The 15,720-nt window shown below is 71.4% G+C and carries 15 protein-coding genes; 6 read left to right on the top strand and 9 right to left on the bottom strand.

Features of this window, described 5'->3' with window-relative positions; translation table 11 throughout:
- Positions 1–84: 84 nt before the first annotated feature.
- Positions 85–1,377, top strand: a complete 1,293-nt coding sequence (locus ACQPYA_RS26985; protein WP_433529854.1) for a cell division protein PerM — start codon at positions 85–87, stop codon at positions 1,375–1,377.
- On the opposite strand, the gene ACQPYA_RS26980 is transcribed toward ACQPYA_RS26985, so the two are convergent.
- Entirely contained in the window at positions 1,358–2,314 is a 957-nt protein-coding gene (locus tag ACQPYA_RS26980) for an NAD-dependent epimerase/dehydratase family protein (protein WP_433529853.1), read from the bottom strand. The two genes, ACQPYA_RS26985 and ACQPYA_RS26980, sit on opposite strands and share 20 nt — an antisense overlap.
- Before the next feature lie 114 nt (positions 2,315–2,428).
- Here ACQPYA_RS26980 and ACQPYA_RS26975 point away from each other — a divergent pair, with 114 nt between their 5' ends.
- On the top strand, positions 2,429–3,139 hold the full coding sequence (locus ACQPYA_RS26975; protein ID WP_433529852.1) for a TetR/AcrR family transcriptional regulator: 711 nt from the start codon (positions 2,429–2,431) through the stop codon (positions 3,137–3,139).
- A gap of 107 nt (positions 3,140–3,246) precedes the next feature.
- Here the strand turns inward: ACQPYA_RS26975 and ACQPYA_RS26970 are convergent, their stop codons facing one another.
- Both ACQPYA_RS26970 and ACQPYA_RS26965 read right to left on the bottom strand, forming a co-directional pair.
- The gene (locus tag ACQPYA_RS26970) at positions 3,247–3,945 is read right to left on the bottom strand and encodes a DUF4190 domain-containing protein (protein ID WP_433529851.1); all 699 of its coding nucleotides are present in this window, start codon (positions 3,943–3,945) and stop codon (positions 3,247–3,249) included.
- 5 nt (positions 3,946–3,950) lie between these two features.
- Entirely contained in the window at positions 3,951–4,250 is a 300-nt protein-coding gene (locus ACQPYA_RS26965; RefSeq protein WP_433529850.1) for a CD225/dispanin family protein, read from the bottom strand.
- Between the two features lie 173 nt (positions 4,251–4,423).
- Here ACQPYA_RS26965 and purN point away from each other — a divergent pair, with 173 nt between their 5' ends.
- Both purN and purH read left to right on the top strand, forming a co-directional pair.
- Positions 4,424–5,035 (top strand): phosphoribosylglycinamide formyltransferase, encoded by a 612-nt coding sequence (gene purN / locus ACQPYA_RS26960; protein WP_433529849.1) that lies wholly within the window; start codon positions 4,424–4,426, stop codon positions 5,033–5,035.
- Positions 5,032–6,600: a bifunctional phosphoribosylaminoimidazolecarboxamide formyltransferase/IMP cyclohydrolase gene (gene purH / locus ACQPYA_RS26955; protein WP_433529848.1), complete on the top strand. Its 1,569-nt coding sequence runs from the start codon at positions 5,032–5,034 to the stop codon at positions 6,598–6,600. Before purN ends, purH begins: the two co-directional genes overlap by 4 nt.
- A 52-nt stretch (positions 6,601–6,652) precedes the next feature.
- On the opposite strand, the gene ACQPYA_RS26950 is transcribed toward purH, so the two are convergent.
- The 5 genes from ACQPYA_RS26950 to ACQPYA_RS26930 all read right to left on the bottom strand — a co-directional run bounded on the left by ACQPYA_RS26950 (position 6,653) and on the right by ACQPYA_RS26930 (position 12,421).
- Positions 6,653–7,681, bottom strand: a complete 1,029-nt coding sequence (locus ACQPYA_RS26950) for an ABC transporter ATP-binding protein (RefSeq protein ID WP_433529847.1) — start codon at positions 7,679–7,681, stop codon at positions 6,653–6,655.
- A complete protein-coding gene (locus ACQPYA_RS26945) occupies positions 7,665–8,702 on the bottom strand; it encodes an ABC transporter ATP-binding protein (protein ID WP_433529846.1) in 1,038 nt (345 codons plus the stop codon). The genes ACQPYA_RS26950 and ACQPYA_RS26945 overlap by 17 nt, the downstream gene beginning before the upstream one ends.
- A 124-nt stretch (positions 8,703–8,826) precedes the next feature.
- Positions 8,827–9,783, bottom strand: coding sequence for an ABC transporter permease (locus ACQPYA_RS26940; RefSeq protein WP_433529845.1), 957 nt, complete (start codon positions 9,781–9,783; stop codon positions 8,827–8,829).
- A 12-nt stretch (positions 9,784–9,795) separates the two neighbouring features.
- Entirely contained in the window at positions 9,796–10,734 is a 939-nt protein-coding gene (locus ACQPYA_RS26935; protein ID WP_433529844.1) for an ABC transporter permease, read from the bottom strand.
- An 82-nt stretch (positions 10,735–10,816) separates the two neighbouring features.
- On the bottom strand, positions 10,817–12,421 hold the full coding sequence (locus ACQPYA_RS26930; protein WP_433529843.1) for a peptide ABC transporter substrate-binding protein: 1,605 nt from the start codon (positions 12,419–12,421) through the stop codon (positions 10,817–10,819).
- Between the two features lie 431 nt (positions 12,422–12,852).
- Here ACQPYA_RS26930 and ACQPYA_RS26925 point away from each other — a divergent pair, with 431 nt between their 5' ends.
- Both ACQPYA_RS26925 and ACQPYA_RS26920 read left to right on the top strand, forming a co-directional pair.
- On the top strand, positions 12,853–13,710 hold the full coding sequence (locus tag ACQPYA_RS26925; RefSeq protein ID WP_433529842.1) for a bifunctional methylenetetrahydrofolate dehydrogenase/methenyltetrahydrofolate cyclohydrolase: 858 nt from the start codon (positions 12,853–12,855) through the stop codon (positions 13,708–13,710).
- A gap of 146 nt (positions 13,711–13,856) precedes the next feature.
- Positions 13,857–14,807, top strand: a complete 951-nt coding sequence (locus ACQPYA_RS26920) for a malate dehydrogenase (RefSeq protein ID WP_433529841.1) — start codon at positions 13,857–13,859, stop codon at positions 14,805–14,807.
- Between the two features lie 68 nt (positions 14,808–14,875).
- On the opposite strand, the gene ACQPYA_RS26915 is transcribed toward ACQPYA_RS26920, so the two are convergent.
- Positions 14,876–15,670 carry a TetR/AcrR family transcriptional regulator gene (locus ACQPYA_RS26915; RefSeq protein ID WP_433529840.1) on the bottom strand — a complete coding sequence of 265 codons (795 nt, stop codon included), beginning with the start codon at positions 15,668–15,670 and terminating at the stop codon, positions 14,876–14,878.
- Positions 15,671–15,720: the final 50 nt, after the last annotated feature.

The following is a 15,720-nucleotide window of genomic DNA, read 5'->3' as shown; positions in this document are numbered from 1 at the left end:
GCGAAAACATCTCCTCTCCGTGGGGCGGCCGGGCACGGTGGTGTCGGAGAGCCGACGGCGACGCGGCATGCCAGAGTAGAGCCGATGTCCTTTGTCACCCCTGACCAGCCTCGCCGGGCCACCGATGCCCGCGGCGCGGGCGCCCGGCCACCCGGCCGTGCCGGCCCGCCGCGCCGGGCACCGGTGCCGCGGGCCGGGACGCCGAACCGCAGCCATCCGCCGCTCGCGGTCGCCGCGCTGGTCGCCGCCGGTGGCGCCGCGCTCACCTCCTGGCTGCCCGTGGCGTTCGTGCTCTGGCTGTTCCAGCTCAGCGAGGGTGCCGCCAGCCTGCTCGGCGCCGTACGTGCCGGGGCGGCCGGTTGGCTGCTCGGGCACGGGGTGCCACTGGCCACCGCCGCCGGCCCGCTGGGCCTGGCCCCGCTCGCGGTGACGGCGCTGGCCATCTGGCGGCTCACCCGGGCCGGCGTGCACGCCAGCCGCGCGATCGGTGCCCGGGGCAGCCGGTCGCCGGGGCGTACGCTCGTCGCCGCCACCGCGGTCGGCATCGTGTACGCCCTGCTGGGCGTGCTCGCCGCGCTGCTGGTCGGGGCCGGTGGTCCCGGCGTGTCGCCGGTGCGCGCCGGGCTGACGCTCGCCGTCGTCGGCACGCTCGCCGCCGGCGTGGGCGCGGCCCGTACCACCGGACTGGGCGAGGTGTTCACCACACAGGCGCCGGTGCCGCTGCGCGAAGGGGTCCGGGCCGGCGTGGTGGCCGGGCTGGTGCTGCTCGGCGCGGGGGCGGCCGTGGCGGGACTGGCGGTGGCGACCGGCGGTGGCGACGCGGCCGACCTGATCGGCGCGTACCGCACCGGGGTCGCCGGACAGGCCGGCATCACCCTGGTCAGCCTGGCCTACGCGCCCAACGCCACCGTCTGGTCGACCAGCTATCTACTCGGCCCCGGCTTCGCCGTCGGCACCGACACGGCGGTACGCACCAGCGAGGTCTCCGTCGGCGCGCTGCCGGCCCTACCGCTCTTCGCCGGGCTGCCGAGCGGGCCGATCGACGGGCTCGGCTCGGCGGCGGTCCTGGCGGTGCCGGTCCTGGTGGGGATGGCCGCCGGCTGGCTGCTCGCCCGCCGGCTGGGCGGGGTGGCCGCCGCCGAGCGGACGCCACTGCCCTGGCGACAGTTGCTCGCCCCGGCGGTGCTCGCCGGGCCGGTCGCCGGGCTGTTGCTGGGCGTCGCCGCGGCGGCCTCCGGTGGCCCGCTGGGCGCCGGTCGGCTGGCGGAGGTCGGCCCGGTCGGCTGGCAGGTGGCGCTGGTGGCCACCCTGGTCACCAGCGGTGGGGCGCTGCTCGGCGCCGCGGCCACCCGCTGGCTCACCCAGCTTGCCGGCTGACCGCGGCTTCCGGAGCGCTGCCCTGGCCGAGTAGCGCGGCCGTCTCGCGCAGCGCCTCGTCGATCGGTTGGGGACGCAGGTCGAAGGTGCTGGTGGCCGCCCTGGAGTCCATCACGAACGGCCGCTCGAACTGGTACGCCGTGGTCCGGAACTCGCGCAGCATCGGGATGAGCGGGCGGATGGCGCGGAGGATCGGGCGGGGAACGGTGGCGAGCTTCGGCGCTGGTGCTCCGTTCGCTGCGGTGAAGCGGGTGGCGAGCTGCCGGATGGTCAGCGGCGCGTTGCTCGGCGCGTGCCAGGCGCGGTTCCACGCCCGCTGCTCGGTGGCGGCGGTGACCAGCATGGCGGCCATGTCGTTGATCGAGGTCCAGGTGTGCGGCACGTCGAGCGGGGCGGGGACGACGGCGCGCCGCCCGGCGAGCAGCGGCTTTCCCAGGAAGAAGCTGAAGATCGATTGCGCCTGGAGGTAGTCGCTGCCGCGTACCTCGGTGACGGCGCGGATCCGGCCGGCGCGCTGCGCGGCGTAAGCGTCGCGCCACATGTCGGCGCGCATCTTCAGCTTGGGGTGGGTGGCGGCGAGCGGGTTCTGCTCGGTCATCGGGCCGGTGACCTCGCCGTACCCGTAGAGGCAGCCGGCGATCACCAGGGGCGCGCCGGCGCGCTCGGCGGCGGTGAGCAGCGCGGTGGCCATCGGCGGCCAGTCGGTGAGCCAGCGGTGGTAGGCCGGGTTGAGGCAGTTGTAGATCGCGGCGGTGCCCTGGCCGAGTTCGCTGAGCCGGTCGGCGTCGGTGGCGTCGGCGGCGATCCGCTCGACCCGGGGGTGAGCCGGGCCGCGGCCGGAGCGGCTGACGATCCGGACCTGCTCGCCGCGCTCGGCGAGCAGTCGCGCGGTGGTCGAGCCGACCATGCCGGCGCCGACGATGAGGTGTACGGCCATCGGAGTTGTCTCCCCTCAGAGGCGAGAGCATCGCTCTCTTATGAGATCTATGCTCACCCTCCGGTGCCGTGCTGTCAAGAGCACTGCTCTCGAAGGTGTGCAACACTCTCTGGCATGCCTGCCGCCAGCATCCGGGCCCGGGCCCGGGCCGAGATGATCAACGAGATCAAGGCGATCGCCCGCCGCCACCTCGCCGCGGAGGGGGCGAACCTCTCGCTGCGCGCCGTCGCCCGGGACATGGGAATGGTCTCCTCGGCGATCTACCGCTACTTCCCCAGCCGGGACGAACTGCTCACCGCGCTGATCGTGGACGGCTACCACGCCCTCGGCGACGCCGTCGAGGCCGGCGACGCGCAGGTCACCGACCGCGCCGACCTGCGCGGTCGGTGGCTCGCCGTCTGCCACGCCATACGCCGCTGGGCGCTGGCCCACCCCGCCGAGTACGCCCTGCTCTTCGGCAGCCCGGTGCCCGGCTACGCCGCCCCGCAGGAGACCACCGTGGCGGCTGCCCGAACCCCGACGGCCCTGATCGGCATCCTCATCGAGGGCTTCGCCGCCGGCATCCTGACCGATCCCGGCCCCGATGGACTGCCCGGCCCGGTCCAGGCCGACCTCGCCGCCCTCCGCGAACTCTTCGCCGGGCACCCCGAGTTCGCCGGGCTCCCCGAGGCCCTGCTGGCCCGGGGCGCCACCGCCTGGATCCACTGCTTCGGCGCCGTCAGCTTCGAGCTTTTCGGCCAGCTCAACGGCGTGGTCGAGGCGCGGGAGGAGTTCTTCGACCACCAGCTGCGCCGGATGGCCGACCTGATCGGCCTGCCCCGCTGAGAGAACATCGGGGGCCCGCGCGATTTCCCGACAGGTCTCGCGAACGGTCTCGCGAATGGTCGAGGGGCGTCCCGGTGCTCCGGGAACGCCCCTCGTGCCGGCCTTGCTCAGGGGTACTGGCTGCTCACCACCAGCAGCACGAGGTAGAGCAGGCCCAGCAGCGCGCCGATCGCGCCGCAGATCAGGCCCGCCAGCGCCTGACCGGAGTTGCCGGCGAGGCCCTGGTCGGCCTTCTGCTTGCCCAGCCAGCCGGTGATGACCGCGGCCACACCCAGCGGGATGCCGAGGTGGCAGCAGCCCAGCGGGATCGACGCGATCCCGAGGATCATTGCCACCAGGGCAAGCGTGTTCTGCGGTGCCGGCGCGCCGGTGAAGCCCGCGTTCGGGTACATCGGCGTGCCGCCGTATGGCTGCGCCGGGGCGTACGGGTCCGGGTAGGGCTGGCCGTACGGCTGGCCCGACGTCGGTGGCTGCCCGTAGGCCGGCTGTCCGTACGTTGGCTGTCCGTATGCCGGTTGCCCGTAGGCCGGCTGGTCGTACGTCGGGGGCTGGGCGTGCGGCTGCGCCGAGGTGGGCGGCGGCTGGCCGTACGGGTCAGCCGGTGGCGTGTTCGGGTCGGCCGTTTGTGCGTACGGATCGGCTGCCGGTGCGTACGGATCTGCCGGCGGGGCGTACGGGTTGGCCGGTGGCGGGGCGTACGGGTTGGCCGGAGGCGGCGCGTACGGGTTGGCCGCAGGCGGAGCGGTCGGGTCCCCGTACGGCGGTTGCTCGCCGTACGGGTCCTGACCAGGGTTGCCGGGCTGCATCCGGCTCAGTAGCTCAGCGCGGTGTTGTTGCTGAGCGCGCCGAGCAGGCTGCCGCCCACGCAGCACACCAGGACGATGGCGATCCAGGCGATGCCGACGATCAGGGCCCACTTGGACCACTTCTTCGACTCGGCCGCCGCGGCCTGGGCACCGGCGAAGTCGCCCTGCTGGAGCAGCGGGTTGACCTTCGACGCGTTGATGATCGCGGGGATCGCCAGCGGCCAGAAGAGGAAGATCGCGACGATCGACATTGTCATGTTGTTGTCGATCTGCTGGGGCTGCTGGGGCGGGAAGTCGGGCTGCATGGTTTTGTGCTCCTCACGTACGTTTCGCTGATGGGTGCGGGGCCGGGTATGCGCCGGTCCCAAGCGACCGGCAGCGTACCCGGTTCGTGCGACTCCGGCAGTCGCCGAACCGCGTGCCGTCCAGCGGGTGGGCACCGGACCGGCGTCGACCTGCTGCCGGATAGGGTGTGCCGGTGACCGAGCCAGCCCGCATCGTCGTACTCGTCTCCGGCTCCGGGAGCAACCTGCAGGCCCTGCTGGACGCGACCGTCGACCCGGCGTACGGGGCACGGGTGGTCGCGGTGGGCGCGGACCGGGACGGCATCGCCGGCCTGGAGCGGGCCGGCGCCGCGGGCGTGCCGACCTTCGTGGAGCGGGTGAAGGACCATCCGGACCGCGGGCAGTGGGACGCCGCGCTCACCGCGCGGGTCGCCGAGCACCGGCCCGACCTGGTCATCTCCGCCGGCTTCCTGAAGCTGGTCGGCCCGCACTTCCTCGCCGCGTTCGGCGACCGCTACCTCAACACGCACAACACCCTGCTGCCGGCGTTCCCCGGCATCCACGGCCCGCATGACGCCCTCGCCTACGGGGTGAAGATCACCGGGGCGACCCTCTTCTTCGTGGACGCCGGGATGGACACCGGCCCGATCGTCGCGCAGGTGGCGGTGCCGGTCCGCGACGACGACGATGTCGACACGCTCACCGAGCGCATCAAGGAAGCCGAGCGGCAGCAACTCGTCGAGCAGGTGGGCCGGCTGGTCCGCGAAGGCTGGACGGTCACCGGGAGAAAGGTCACAGTTCCGTGAGTTCCACTCAGGACGGGCGTCGCCCGATCCGGCGGGCACTGGTCAGCGTCTACGACAAGACCGGCCTGGTCGAGCTGGCCCGCGCCCTGGACGCCGCCGGTGTGGAGATCGTTTCCACCGGCAGCACCGCCTCGACGATCGCCGGCGCCGGCGTGCCGGTGACCGCCGTGGAGCAGGTGACCGGCTTCCCGGAGATCCTGGACGGCCGGGTGAAGACCCTGCACCCGAAGATCCACGGCGGGCTCCTCGCCGACCTGCGCAAGGACGCCCACGCCGGCCAGCTCGCCGAGCACGGCATCGCCGGCATCGACCTGCTGGTCTCCAACCTGTACCCGTTCCAGCAGACGGTCGCCTCCGGGGCGAGCCAGGACGAGTGCGTCGAGCAGATCGACATCGGCGGGCCGGCGATGGTGCGGGCCGCCGCCAAGAACCACGCCTCGGTGGCGGTGGTGACCGACCCGGCCGCGTACCCGATGCTGCTGGCCGCGCTCGACGGTGGCTTCACGCTGGCGCAGCGTCAGGCCCTCGCCGCTCGCGCCTTCGCCGACATCGCCGAGTACGACGTGGCGGTCGCCGACTGGTTCGCCGCGTCCCTCGCGCCGGCCGCCGACGGCTGGCCGGAGTTCGCCGGGCTGGCGCTGCGCCGGCAGGCGGTGCTGCGCTACGGCGAGAACCCGCACCAGGATGCCGCGCTCTACGCCGACCCGGCCAGCCCGCCCGGCCTGGCGCAGGCCGAGCAGTTGCACGGCAAGGAGATGTCCTACAACAACTACGTCGACGCGGACGCCGCCTGGCGGGCCGCCAACGACTTCGCCGGCCAGCCGGCGGTGGCCATCATCAAGCACGCCAACCCGTGCGGTATCGCGGTCGGCGCGGATGTGGCGGAGGCGCACCGCAAGGCGCACGCCTGCGACCCGGTCTCCGCCTTCGGCGGCGTCATCGCGGTGAACCGGCCGGTCACGGTCGAGCTGGCCGGGCAGATCGCCGAGATCTTCACCGAGGTCGTGGTGGCGCCCGGCTACGAGCCCGGTGCAGCCGAGGCGCTCCAGGCCAAGAAGAACATCCGGCTGCTGCGGGCGCCGGAGTATCGTCCACGCCCGGCCGAGTGGCGGCAGGTCACCGGCGGCGTACTGGTGCAGCTGCGGGACGCGATCGACGCCCCGGGCGACGACCCGGCGACCTGGCGGCTGGCCACCGGCGAGGCGGCCGACCCCGCCACCCTCGCCGACCTGGCCTTCGCCTGGCGGGCGGTACGCGCGGTGAAGAGCAACGCGATCCTGCTGGCGGCGGACGGCGCGACCGTCGGCGTCGGCATGGGCCAGGTCAACCGGGTCGACTCGGCCCGGCTGGCGGTCAGCCGGGCCGGCGCTGACCGGGCCCGGGACGCGGTCGCCGCCTCGGACGCCTTCTTCCCCTTCGCCGACGGGCCGCAGATCCTCGTTGACGCCGGCATCCGGGCGATCGTCCAGCCCGGCGGCTCGATCCGCGACGAGGAAGTGATCGCTGCCTGCAAGCAGGCCGGCGTCACCATGTACCTCACCGGCACCCGCCACTTCTTCCACTAGGTGTTAAAAGGGGGCCCCTTTACTACCTGAGGCGTTAAGAAGGGGCCCCTCCTTACAGCCTGGGGCGTAGCTCGGCGAAGTGGCAGGCGGAGGGGTGGGGGTCGGCGGCCCGCAGGACGGTCTGCGGGTCCTGGGTGGCGCAGATGTCCTGGGCCTTCCAGCAGCGGGTGCGGAAGTGGCAGCCGCTCGGCGGGTCGGCCGGGCTGGGCACGTCGCCGGTGAGCCGGATAACGGCGCGGTGCCCGCGGGCGTCCGGGTCGGGCACCGGCGCGGCGGAGAGCAGCGCCTGGGTGTACGGGTGGGTGGCCCGCTGGTAGATCTCGTCCTCGGTGCCGATCTCCACGATCCGGCCCAGGTACATGACCGCGATCCGGTCCGAGATGTGCCGGACCACCGACAGGTCGTGGGCGATGAAGATGTACGACAGGCCGAACTCGTCCTGGAGCTGCTCCAGCAGGTTGATCACCTGAGCCTGGATGGAGACGTCCAGCGCGGAGACCGGCTCGTCGCAGACGATCACCTCGGGGCGCAGCGCGAGCGCCCGGGCGATGCCGATGCGCTGCCGCTGGCCGCCGGAGAACTGGTGCGGGTAGCGGTTGACGTGCTCCGGGTTGAGCCCGACCACGTCGAGCAGTTCCTGGATCCGGCGCTGGCGGCTGCCCTTCGGGGCCACCTCGGGGTGGATCTCGAACGGCTCGCCGATGATGTCGCCGACGGTCATCCGCGGGTTCAGCGAGGTGTACGGGTCCTGCATGACCATCTGCATGTTGCGCCGGATCCGACGTAGCTGCGCGCCCGAGGCGGCGAAGAGGTCCTGCGCGCCGAGGGTGGCCCGCCCGGCGGTCGGCTTCTCCAGCCGCATCAGCAGCCGGGCCAGGGTCGACTTGCCGCAGCCGGACTCGCCGACGATGCCCAGCGTCTCGCCCCGGCGCAGCTCGAAGCTCACCCCGTCGACGGCCTTCACCGCGCCGACCTGCTTCTGGAACAGCACCCCCTGCATGATCGGGAAGTGCTTGACCAGGTGGTTGACCGAGAGGATCGTCTCGCCGCGCACCTTGGTGGAGCTAGCGGGTGCGGTCATCACGTACCTCCTGCGCGAAGTGGCACGCGCTGGTCCGGCCGTCGCCGAGGACCAGGTCGTGCGGCACCACGTCCACGCAGACCTGCTGCGCGTACGGGCACCGGGGGTGGAAGGGGCAGCCGCTGGGAATCCGCATCAGGTTGGGGGGCAGGCCCTGGATCGTGGACAGCTTCCCGCCCCGCTGGTCCAGGCGCGGGATCGAGGCCAGCAGCCCCTTGGTGTACGGGTGGGCGGGCGCCCGGTACAGCGAGCGGACGTCGGCGTGCTCGACGATCCGACCCGCGTACATGACCGCGATCCGGTCCGCGACGTCGGCGACCACGCCGAGGTCGTGGGTGATCAGGATCATCGCCATGTTCAGGTCGCGCCGCAGCTCGGCGAGGAGGTCCATGATCTGGGCCTGCACGGTGACGTCGAGCGCGGTGGTCGGCTCGTCGGCGATGAGCACCTTCGGCTCCATGGCCAGCGCCATGGCGATCATCACGCGCTGGCGCATCCCGCCGGAGAACTGGTGCGGGTAGTCACCGAGGCGCTTGCCCGCGCCCGGAATCTGCACCAGGTCCATCAACTCCACGGCACGGCGGCGGGCGTCGGCGCGGGACATCCCGAGTCGCTGACGCAGCGTCTCGCCGATCTGCCAGCCGACCGGGAAGACGGGGTTCAGCGCGGAGAGGGCGTCCTGGAAGATCATTGCGATCTCCTTGCCGCGCACCTGCCGGCGCTGCTCCTCCGACTGGCCCAGCAGATCCCGGCCCTGGTAGAGGATCTGGCCGGCGCTGATGTGGGCCGGCGGGGTGTCCAGGATGCCCATGATGGCCTGGGCGGTGACGGACTTGCCCGAGCCGGATTCGCCCAGCACGGCGAGCGTCTCGCCCGGGTCGAGGTGGTAGCTGACCCCGTTGATCACCTTGGCCACCCCCTCGCCGGTGCGGAACTCGATGTGCAGGTCGCGCAGGTCGAGCAGGTGCCCGCCGGGCGGGGTGGCGGAGGCCGGCGTGGGCCGGCCGGCGTCTCTGGTCACGGTGCCTGCCTTTCGCTCGCGACTGCGGGGCTCCGCGGCGCTCACTCCTCGCGCTCGCGGTGTCTGCTTTTCGCTCGCGACTGCGGGGCTCGCTGCGCTCACTCCTCGCACTCGCATGGGTGGCTCACCGGAGCTTCGGGTCGAAGGCGTCACGGATCGCGTCGCCGAGCATGATGAACGCCAGCACGGTCAACGCGAGGAAGGTCGACGGGACCACCAGCGGGGTGGCCGCCTCCCGCATGTGCACCCGCCCGTTGTTGATGTCGATGCCCCAGGAGATGGTCGGCTCCTTCAGCCCGATGCCGAGGAACGACAGGGTCGCCTCGGCGGCGATGAACGAGCCGAGCGCGATGGTCAGCACCACGATCGCCGGGGCGAGCGCGTTCGGCAGGATGTGCCGCCACATGATCCGGCCGTTGCCGGCGCCCAGCATCCGGGCCGCGGCGACGTAGTCCTGCTCCCGGGCGGTGATCACCGAGGAGCGGACCACCCGGGCGGCGGTCGTCCAGCCGAGCACCGCCAGCACGAAGATGACCGCGCCGACGCGTACCGTGGCGCTGTCGCTGGCGACCCGCTTGAGCAGGACGATGGCGGCCAGCAGCAGCGGGATGCCGAGGACGACGTCGATCACCCGGGACAGCACCGAGTCGACCCAGCCGCCGAAGTATCCGGCGAGCATCCCCACGACCAGCGCGATCACGCCGGTGAACAGCGCCGATAAGGCGCCGACCAGCAGCGACGCGTGAGCTCCGTAGACCGCGCGGGCGTACGTGTCGCAGCCCTGGAAGTCGTACCCGAAGATGGCCCCGCCGGAGGGCGCGGCGTGCTGCCGGGAGAGGACGCAGTCGGCCGGGTCGTTGCTGGTGAACAGGCCGGGCAGGGCGGCCATCGCGGTGACCAGCAGCACCAGCGTCAGGCTGATCCAGAAGATCGGCTTGCGGCGCAGGTCCCGCCAGGCGTCCCCGGCCAGGCTGCGTGGCTTGCCGGGCCGGCCCACCTGGTTTGGTGTCCCTGGCTCGCCCGACGGCCCGCGCCGCGCGGCCTGGTTCTCGGTGGCCGCCACGGTCTCGAAGTCGCTCATGCTTCCGCCTTCTCACTCATAGCGGATCCTCGGGTCGAGTACGGCGTACAGGATGTCCACCACCAGGTTGGAGACGAGGTAGACCACGACGAGCACGCTGACGATGCCCACCACCAGTGGGCCGTCCTCGGTGCGGATGCCGCGGAAGAGGTTGAAGCCGACGCCGGGGATGTTGAACACACCCTCGGTGATGATCGCGCCGCTCATCAGGTTGCCCACCTCGACGCCGAGGAAGGTGATCACCGGGATGAGCGAGTTGCGCAGCACGTGCACGCTGACCACCCGCCGCCGCGGCAGGCCCTTGGACCGGGCGGTACGCACGTAGTCGGCGCGCAGGTTCTCGGCCACCGAGGTACGGGTCAGCCGCAGCGCGGTGGCCAGGGAGAGTGAGCCGAGCACGATGCCGGGCAGCAGCAGCGCGTAGAGGTCGGGGTCGGCGCCGGCGGTGGGCGGGAAGAGCTGCCACTTGACGCCCAGGAGGTACTGCGCCAGCGGGGCGAGCACGATGGTCGGGATGCCGAGCACCAGCAGGGTCAGCAGCAGGGTCGAGTTGTCGAAGATGCTGCCCCGCCGGATGCCGGCGAGCACGCCCGCGGTGACGCCGAAGATGACGGCGACCGCGATGGCGATCAGCGCCAGCTTGATGGTGACCGGCCAGGCGGCGGCGAGGATGTCGCCGATCGACCGCCCGGTGAGCGACTCGCCGAGGTTGCCCCGGAGCAGGTTGGCGATGTAGTCGAAGTACCGGTAGAAGAAGCCGCCGACCCCGGTCGCGTCGAGATGGTACTTCTCGGTGAGGTAGGCCCGCTGCGCGGCGGTGACCGGGCGCTCTCCGGCGAGAGCCTGGATGGGGTCACCCTGGCCGGCGAACATCAGCGCATAGACGATCAGTGTGGTCCCGAAGAAGGCCACGACCATCTGGAGCAGGCGCCGCACGATGAAGCGGAACATACTTGGCAGTCTCTCTGAAAAGGGGCGAACCACGTGGCGGGTCGGGTCACCCTCGCGATGACCCGACCCGCTGGCGTGGGTGTTACTTGACGGCCTCGATCTTGAGCAGGTTGACCCGGTCGAAGAGGTCCACCTCGACGTTCTTGACCTTGGTCGAGTGCCCGAAGTTGTTCTGGCCGAACCGCAGCGGGATCACCGGCAGGTCCTCCGCCAGCAGGTCCTCGGCGGCCTGGTACTTCTTGATCGCCTCGTCCTCGCTGGGGGCGCTGGCGCCCTCGGCGAGCAGCTTGTCGAAGTCCGGGTTGCGGTAGCCGTAGTAGTTCGACGAACCGTTGCTGCTGTACAGCGGGCCCAGGTAGTTCTCCATGGACGGGTAGTCCATGACCCAGCCCATCCGGAACAGGCCGACCGGCTGCTTGGCCTTGACCTTGGTCAGCAGGTCGGCGAACTTCGGCTCGGCGTTGCCGATGCAGTCCACGCCCAGGTTGGCCTTGAGCTGGTTGCAGGTGGCGTCGACCCAGTCCTTGTGGCCGCCGTCGCCGTTGTAGGACAGAGTGATCTTCGACGGGCCACCCGCGGCCTGGTACAGCGCCTTGGCCCTGGCCGGGTCGAACTCGCCCGCGGCGCCGATGGTGTTCTCCCGGTAGCCGGCGACCACCGGCGAGACGAAGGAGCGGGCCGGCTGCTGCGAGTCCTTGAAGATCGAGCGGGTGATCTCATCCCGGTCGATCGCCATCGAGATGGCCTTGCGTACGTCCGGGTTGCTGAACTCCTTCTGGAACGTCGGGAAGGCCAGCACCTGCAACGTCGACGCGGGGCTCTGCTGGAACCGGTCACCCAGATCGGTGGCGGCCGTCGAGAGGTTCTCGCTCGGAATGGTCTTGATCACGTCGAGGTTGTCCGACAGCACGTCCGCGTACGCCGCGGTCAGCTGCTGGTAGATGCGGAACTCGACGCCGGCCACCTTCGGCTGCTCGCCGGGGAAGGCGTCGTACTTCTCGACCTCGACCTTGGCGTCGTGCTGCCAGGTGCCCTTCATCTTGAACGGGCCCTGGCCGATCGGCGCCTGCTCGTACCCCTCGGCCAGCACGCCGGGCGCGGAGAAGGCGGCCTTCGGCAGCGGGTAGAAGGCGGTGTAGCCGAGCATCGACTTGAACTCGCTGTACGGCTCGGAGAGCCGCACGGTGAAGGTCAGGTCGTCGACCTTCTTCAGGCCGCCCAGCGTCTTGGCCGTCGGGTTCTCGCCCTGGAGGTCGTCGTACCCGGCGATCTTCTCGAAGAAGTAGCTGGAGTTCTGGCCGTTGGGGGCGTACGCGCCGTAGTTCCAGGCGTCGAGGTAGTTGTCGGCGGTCACCTGCTCGCCGTTGTGGAAGGTGTAGCCGTCCTTGAGCTTGATCGTCCAGGTGGTGTTGTCCTCGGACGTGACCGACTCGGCCGCGACCTCGTGCGGCTTGTTCGCCTCGTCGTAGTCGACCAGCGGGCTGAACAGGGCGGACAGCACCTGGGAGCCGCTCGTCTCGGTGGTGTTGGTCGGCACCAGGTGCTGCGGCTCGGCGATCTCGATCCGTACCGCCGCGTCGGGGTCGCTCTCGCCGGATCCGCCGCTGCCGCCCGAGCCGCAGGCCACCAGGCCCAGCGTCACCGCGAGCGGGAGGGCGGTCCAGGCGGCGAGCCTACGAACACGCATTGAGCCTCCTCATCTCCTTACGCTGCGCGATCAGGGCCCGGTGATGGGTAACTCTGCGCAACGATCGGCAACGGTAGGTCGTGTGCCGAGACTCGGCAACGTAGCGGTTGCGAAGGCGTAACAGAACGGGGCCCTGCTCCTTGTTGGGCCTGCTCGCCCGTGCTATGCGACCCGAAAATATCGGTCCTGGCCTGGTAAAACTTGGGTCTATTGGGTCGGCTCCGGCGGCTGTGGTCCCGTCTCGGGGGTGCGGAGCAAGATCGTCGGATTGTGGCTCTTCGTGCCCGGGCGTCCGGACTTGCTGTGTCGAGCTCCACAAGTCGTCACTCAAGGTGACTAACAACACGTCACAGAAAGTGATTTGGCGAGCGGGATTGCCGGCCCGGCCAGGTCGGGGCTGCCGGCGGTGCCGGCCGTGAGACGATCTGGTCGTGACGGCGACGCTTCTGGACGGCAAGGCGACCGCGGCAGAGATCAAGGACGAGCTGCGGGCACGGGTGAAGGCGCTGGCGGAACGGGGCACCGTGCCGGGGCTGGGCACGGTGCTGGTCGGCTCCGATCCCGGTTCCCAGGCGTACGTCAACGGCAAGCACCGCGACTGCGCCGAGGTCGGCATCGCCTCGATCCGTCGGGAGCTGCCGGCCGACGCCACCCAGGAGCAGGTCGACGGGACCCTCGCCGAGCTGAACGCCGACCCGGCGTGCCACGGCTACATCGTCCAACTGCCGCTGCCGGCACACCTGGACACCCAGCGGGTGCTGGAGCTGATCGACCCGGACAAGGACGCCGACGGCCTGCACCCGGTGAACCTGGGTCGGCTGGTGCTCGGCTACGACGCGCCGCTGCCGTGCACCCCGCGGGGCATCGTGGAGCTGCTCCGCCGGCACGACGTGGCGCTGCGCGGGGCCAACGTCGTGGTGGTGGGCCGGGGCAACACGGTCGGCCGCCCGCTGGGCCTGCTGCTCACCCGGCGTAGCGAGAACGCCACCGTGACCCTCTGTCACACCGGCACGCTCGATCTCGCCGCGCACACCCGCGCCGCCGACATCGTCATCGTCGCGGCCGGCGTGCCCGGCCTGCTCACCGCGGACATGGTCACCCCGGGTGCGGTCGTGGTCGACGTGGGCATCACCCGGGTGATCGGCCCGGACGGCAAGGGCCGCTACACCGGTGACGTGGACCCGGAGGTCGCCGAGGTGGCCGGCAAGCTGGTGCCGATGCCCGGCGGCGTCGGCCCGATGACCCGCGCCATGCTGCTAACCAACGTCGTAGAACGCGCCGAGATGTAAGGAGGGGTCCCTTCTTAACGCCTGCGGTAGAGGAAGGGCCCCCTATTAACACCCGCTGGGGGAGAACCCTCCGCCCCTGGCCCGATCGGTGCCAGGATGGCTGATACGGTCCGGAAAACCGACTGGTATCAGGGAGTGGGACGACCATGGGTAAGAAGGTCACTGTCGTCGGCGCCGGTTTCTACGGCTCCACCACCGCACAACGCCTGGCCGAGTACGACGTCTTCGACACCGTCGTGATCACCGACATCATCGAGGGCAAGCCCGCGGGCATCGCCCTGGACCTCAACCAGTCGCGCGCGGTCGAGGGCTTCGAGACCAGGATCGTCGGCGTCACCACCGGGCCGAACGGCGAGGGGTACGAGGGCATCGAGGGCTCGGACGTCGTCGTGATCACCGCTGGCCTGCCCCGCAAGCCGGGCATGAGCCGGATGGACCTGCTGGCGACCAACGCCAAGATCGTTCGTCAGGTCGCCGAGAACGTGGCCAAGTACGCCCCGAACGCCGTGGTCATCGTGGTCTCCAACCCGCTCGACGAGATGACCGCGCTGGCCCAGATCGCCACCCAGTTCCCGAGCAACCGGGTGCTCGGCCAGGCCGGCATGCTGGACACCGCCCGGTTCACCAACTTCGTCGCCGAGGCGCTCGACGTGCCGGTGAAGTCGGTACGCACCCTCACCCTCGGGTCGCACGGCGACACCATGGTTCCGGTGCCGTCGAAGAGCACCGTCGACGGCAAGCCGCTGCGCGAGGTCATGCCGGCCGAGCAGATCGAGGACCTGGTCGTCCGTACCCGTAACGGCGGCGCCGAGGTGGTGGCGCTGCTCAAGACCGGCTCGGCGTACTACGCCCCGTCCGCCGCCGCCGCTCGGATGGCCAAGGCCGTCGCGGAGGACTCCGGCGAGGTCATGCCGGTCTGCGCCTGGGTCGACGGCGAGTACGGCATCTCCGGCGTCTACCTCGGGGTCGAGGCCGAGATCGGCGCCCAGGGCGTCAAGCGCGTCGTCGAGACGGACCTGGACGCCGACGAGCTGGCCGCGCTGAAGGAGGCCGCCGAGGCGGTCCGCGCCAAGCAGGCCGACGTCGCCAACATGTGACCAACCGCCGCCGGAGCGCCCCACGACCACCCGGTCGTGGGGCGCTCGGCGTTACGGCGTAACGGGCGTCAGCCGTCGGTGACGTCGGCCGTGGGGCCGGTCCGCTCGGTGTCGATCAGGGCCGCCAGGCCGTCGAGGAGCCGGGCCAGGCCGAACTCGTACGCCTGATCGGGGTGGTAGGCGGCGTTCTGGGCCGCTCCCGCCGCGGCGCCGACCCGGACGGCGGTCGGGTACCGCTGCTCGTCGAGCACCTGGGCCAGCAGGGGCCCGTTCGCCGCCCACCACTCTTCGTCGGTCCAGGCGCTGTCCCGCCGGGCGGCTTGCGCCTCGGCCGCCGCCCGCGCCGCGGCGCGGACGAAGTCGAGGACGTAGGTCAACGCGGCGTCCCGGGCCACGTCGTCCAGGCCGGTGTCGTCGAAGGCGCGCAGCTCGTGCTCGTACTTGGCCAGCAGGCCCGGCCCGAGCGGCGGTCGGCCGGTGGCGACCTCGGCGGCCCAGGGATGGGCGGTGAAGAGGTCGCGGTTGGCCTGGGCGAGCGCCGCCACCCGGGTACGCCATGACCTGCCGGAGTGGTCCGGCCTGGGCATGCCCGCGTAGATCGCGTCGAGCATCAGGTCGAGCAGTTCGGCCTTGCCCGGCACGTACGTGTAGAGGGTCATCGGTGCCACCCCGACGGCCTGGGCGAGCGCCCGCATGGTCACCGCGTCCAATCCTTCGGCGTCCGCCAGCGCGATCGCGGCCGTCACGATGTCGTCCAGCGAGCGGCCCGGGCGTGGACCGCGTCGGCGGCTCTCGTCGGGCTGACGCCAGAGCAGTCGCAGGGTGTGGGCGGGATCTCCGCCTCCGGTGCGGTGGTTGGGCACGCTCCGATCTTCGCAGGCCAAATCATCGTACGCAGTACGTTGTACAATGT

The sequence above is a fragment of the Micromonospora sp. CA-263727 genome, from assembly GCF_050942455.1.
GTDB lineage: Bacteria > Actinomycetota > Actinomycetes > Mycobacteriales > Micromonosporaceae > Micromonospora.
Note: the sequence above shows the minus strand (reverse complement) of the source record. Positions and strands in the feature narration are given on the sequence as shown.

Excerpts from the sequence above, each read along its gene's own strand:
- ACQPYA_RS26930 (WP_433529843.1), bottom strand. The coding sequence starts at position 12,421 with ATGCGTGTTCGTAGGCTCGCCGCCTGGACCGCCCTCCCGCTCGCGGTG.
- ACQPYA_RS26920 (WP_433529841.1), top strand. The coding sequence starts at position 13,857 with ATGGGTAAGAAGGTCACTGTCGTCGGCGCCGGTTTCTACGGCTCCACC.
- ACQPYA_RS26935 (WP_433529844.1), bottom strand. The coding sequence starts at position 10,734 with ATGTTCCGCTTCATCGTGCGGCGCCTGCTCCAGATGGTCGTGGCCTTC.
- ACQPYA_RS26970 (WP_433529851.1), bottom strand. The coding sequence starts at position 3,945 with ATGCAGCCCGGCAACCCTGGTCAGGACCCGTACGGCGAGCAACCGCCG.
- ACQPYA_RS26975 (WP_433529852.1), top strand. The coding sequence starts at position 2,429 with ATGCCTGCCGCCAGCATCCGGGCCCGGGCCCGGGCCGAGATGATCAAC.
- ACQPYA_RS26940 (WP_433529845.1), bottom strand. The coding sequence starts at position 9,783 with ATGAGCGACTTCGAGACCGTGGCGGCCACCGAGAACCAGGCCGCGCGG.
- ACQPYA_RS26980 (WP_433529853.1), bottom strand. The coding sequence starts at position 2,314 with ATGGCCGTACACCTCATCGTCGGCGCCGGCATGGTCGGCTCGACCACC.
- ACQPYA_RS26950 (WP_433529847.1), bottom strand. The coding sequence starts at position 7,681 with ATGACCGCACCCGCTAGCTCCACCAAGGTGCGCGGCGAGACGATCCTC.
- ACQPYA_RS26965 (WP_433529850.1), bottom strand. The coding sequence starts at position 4,250 with ATGCAGCCCGACTTCCCGCCCCAGCAGCCCCAGCAGATCGACAACAAC.
- ACQPYA_RS26985 (WP_433529854.1), top strand. The coding sequence starts at position 85 with ATGTCCTTTGTCACCCCTGACCAGCCTCGCCGGGCCACCGATGCCCGC.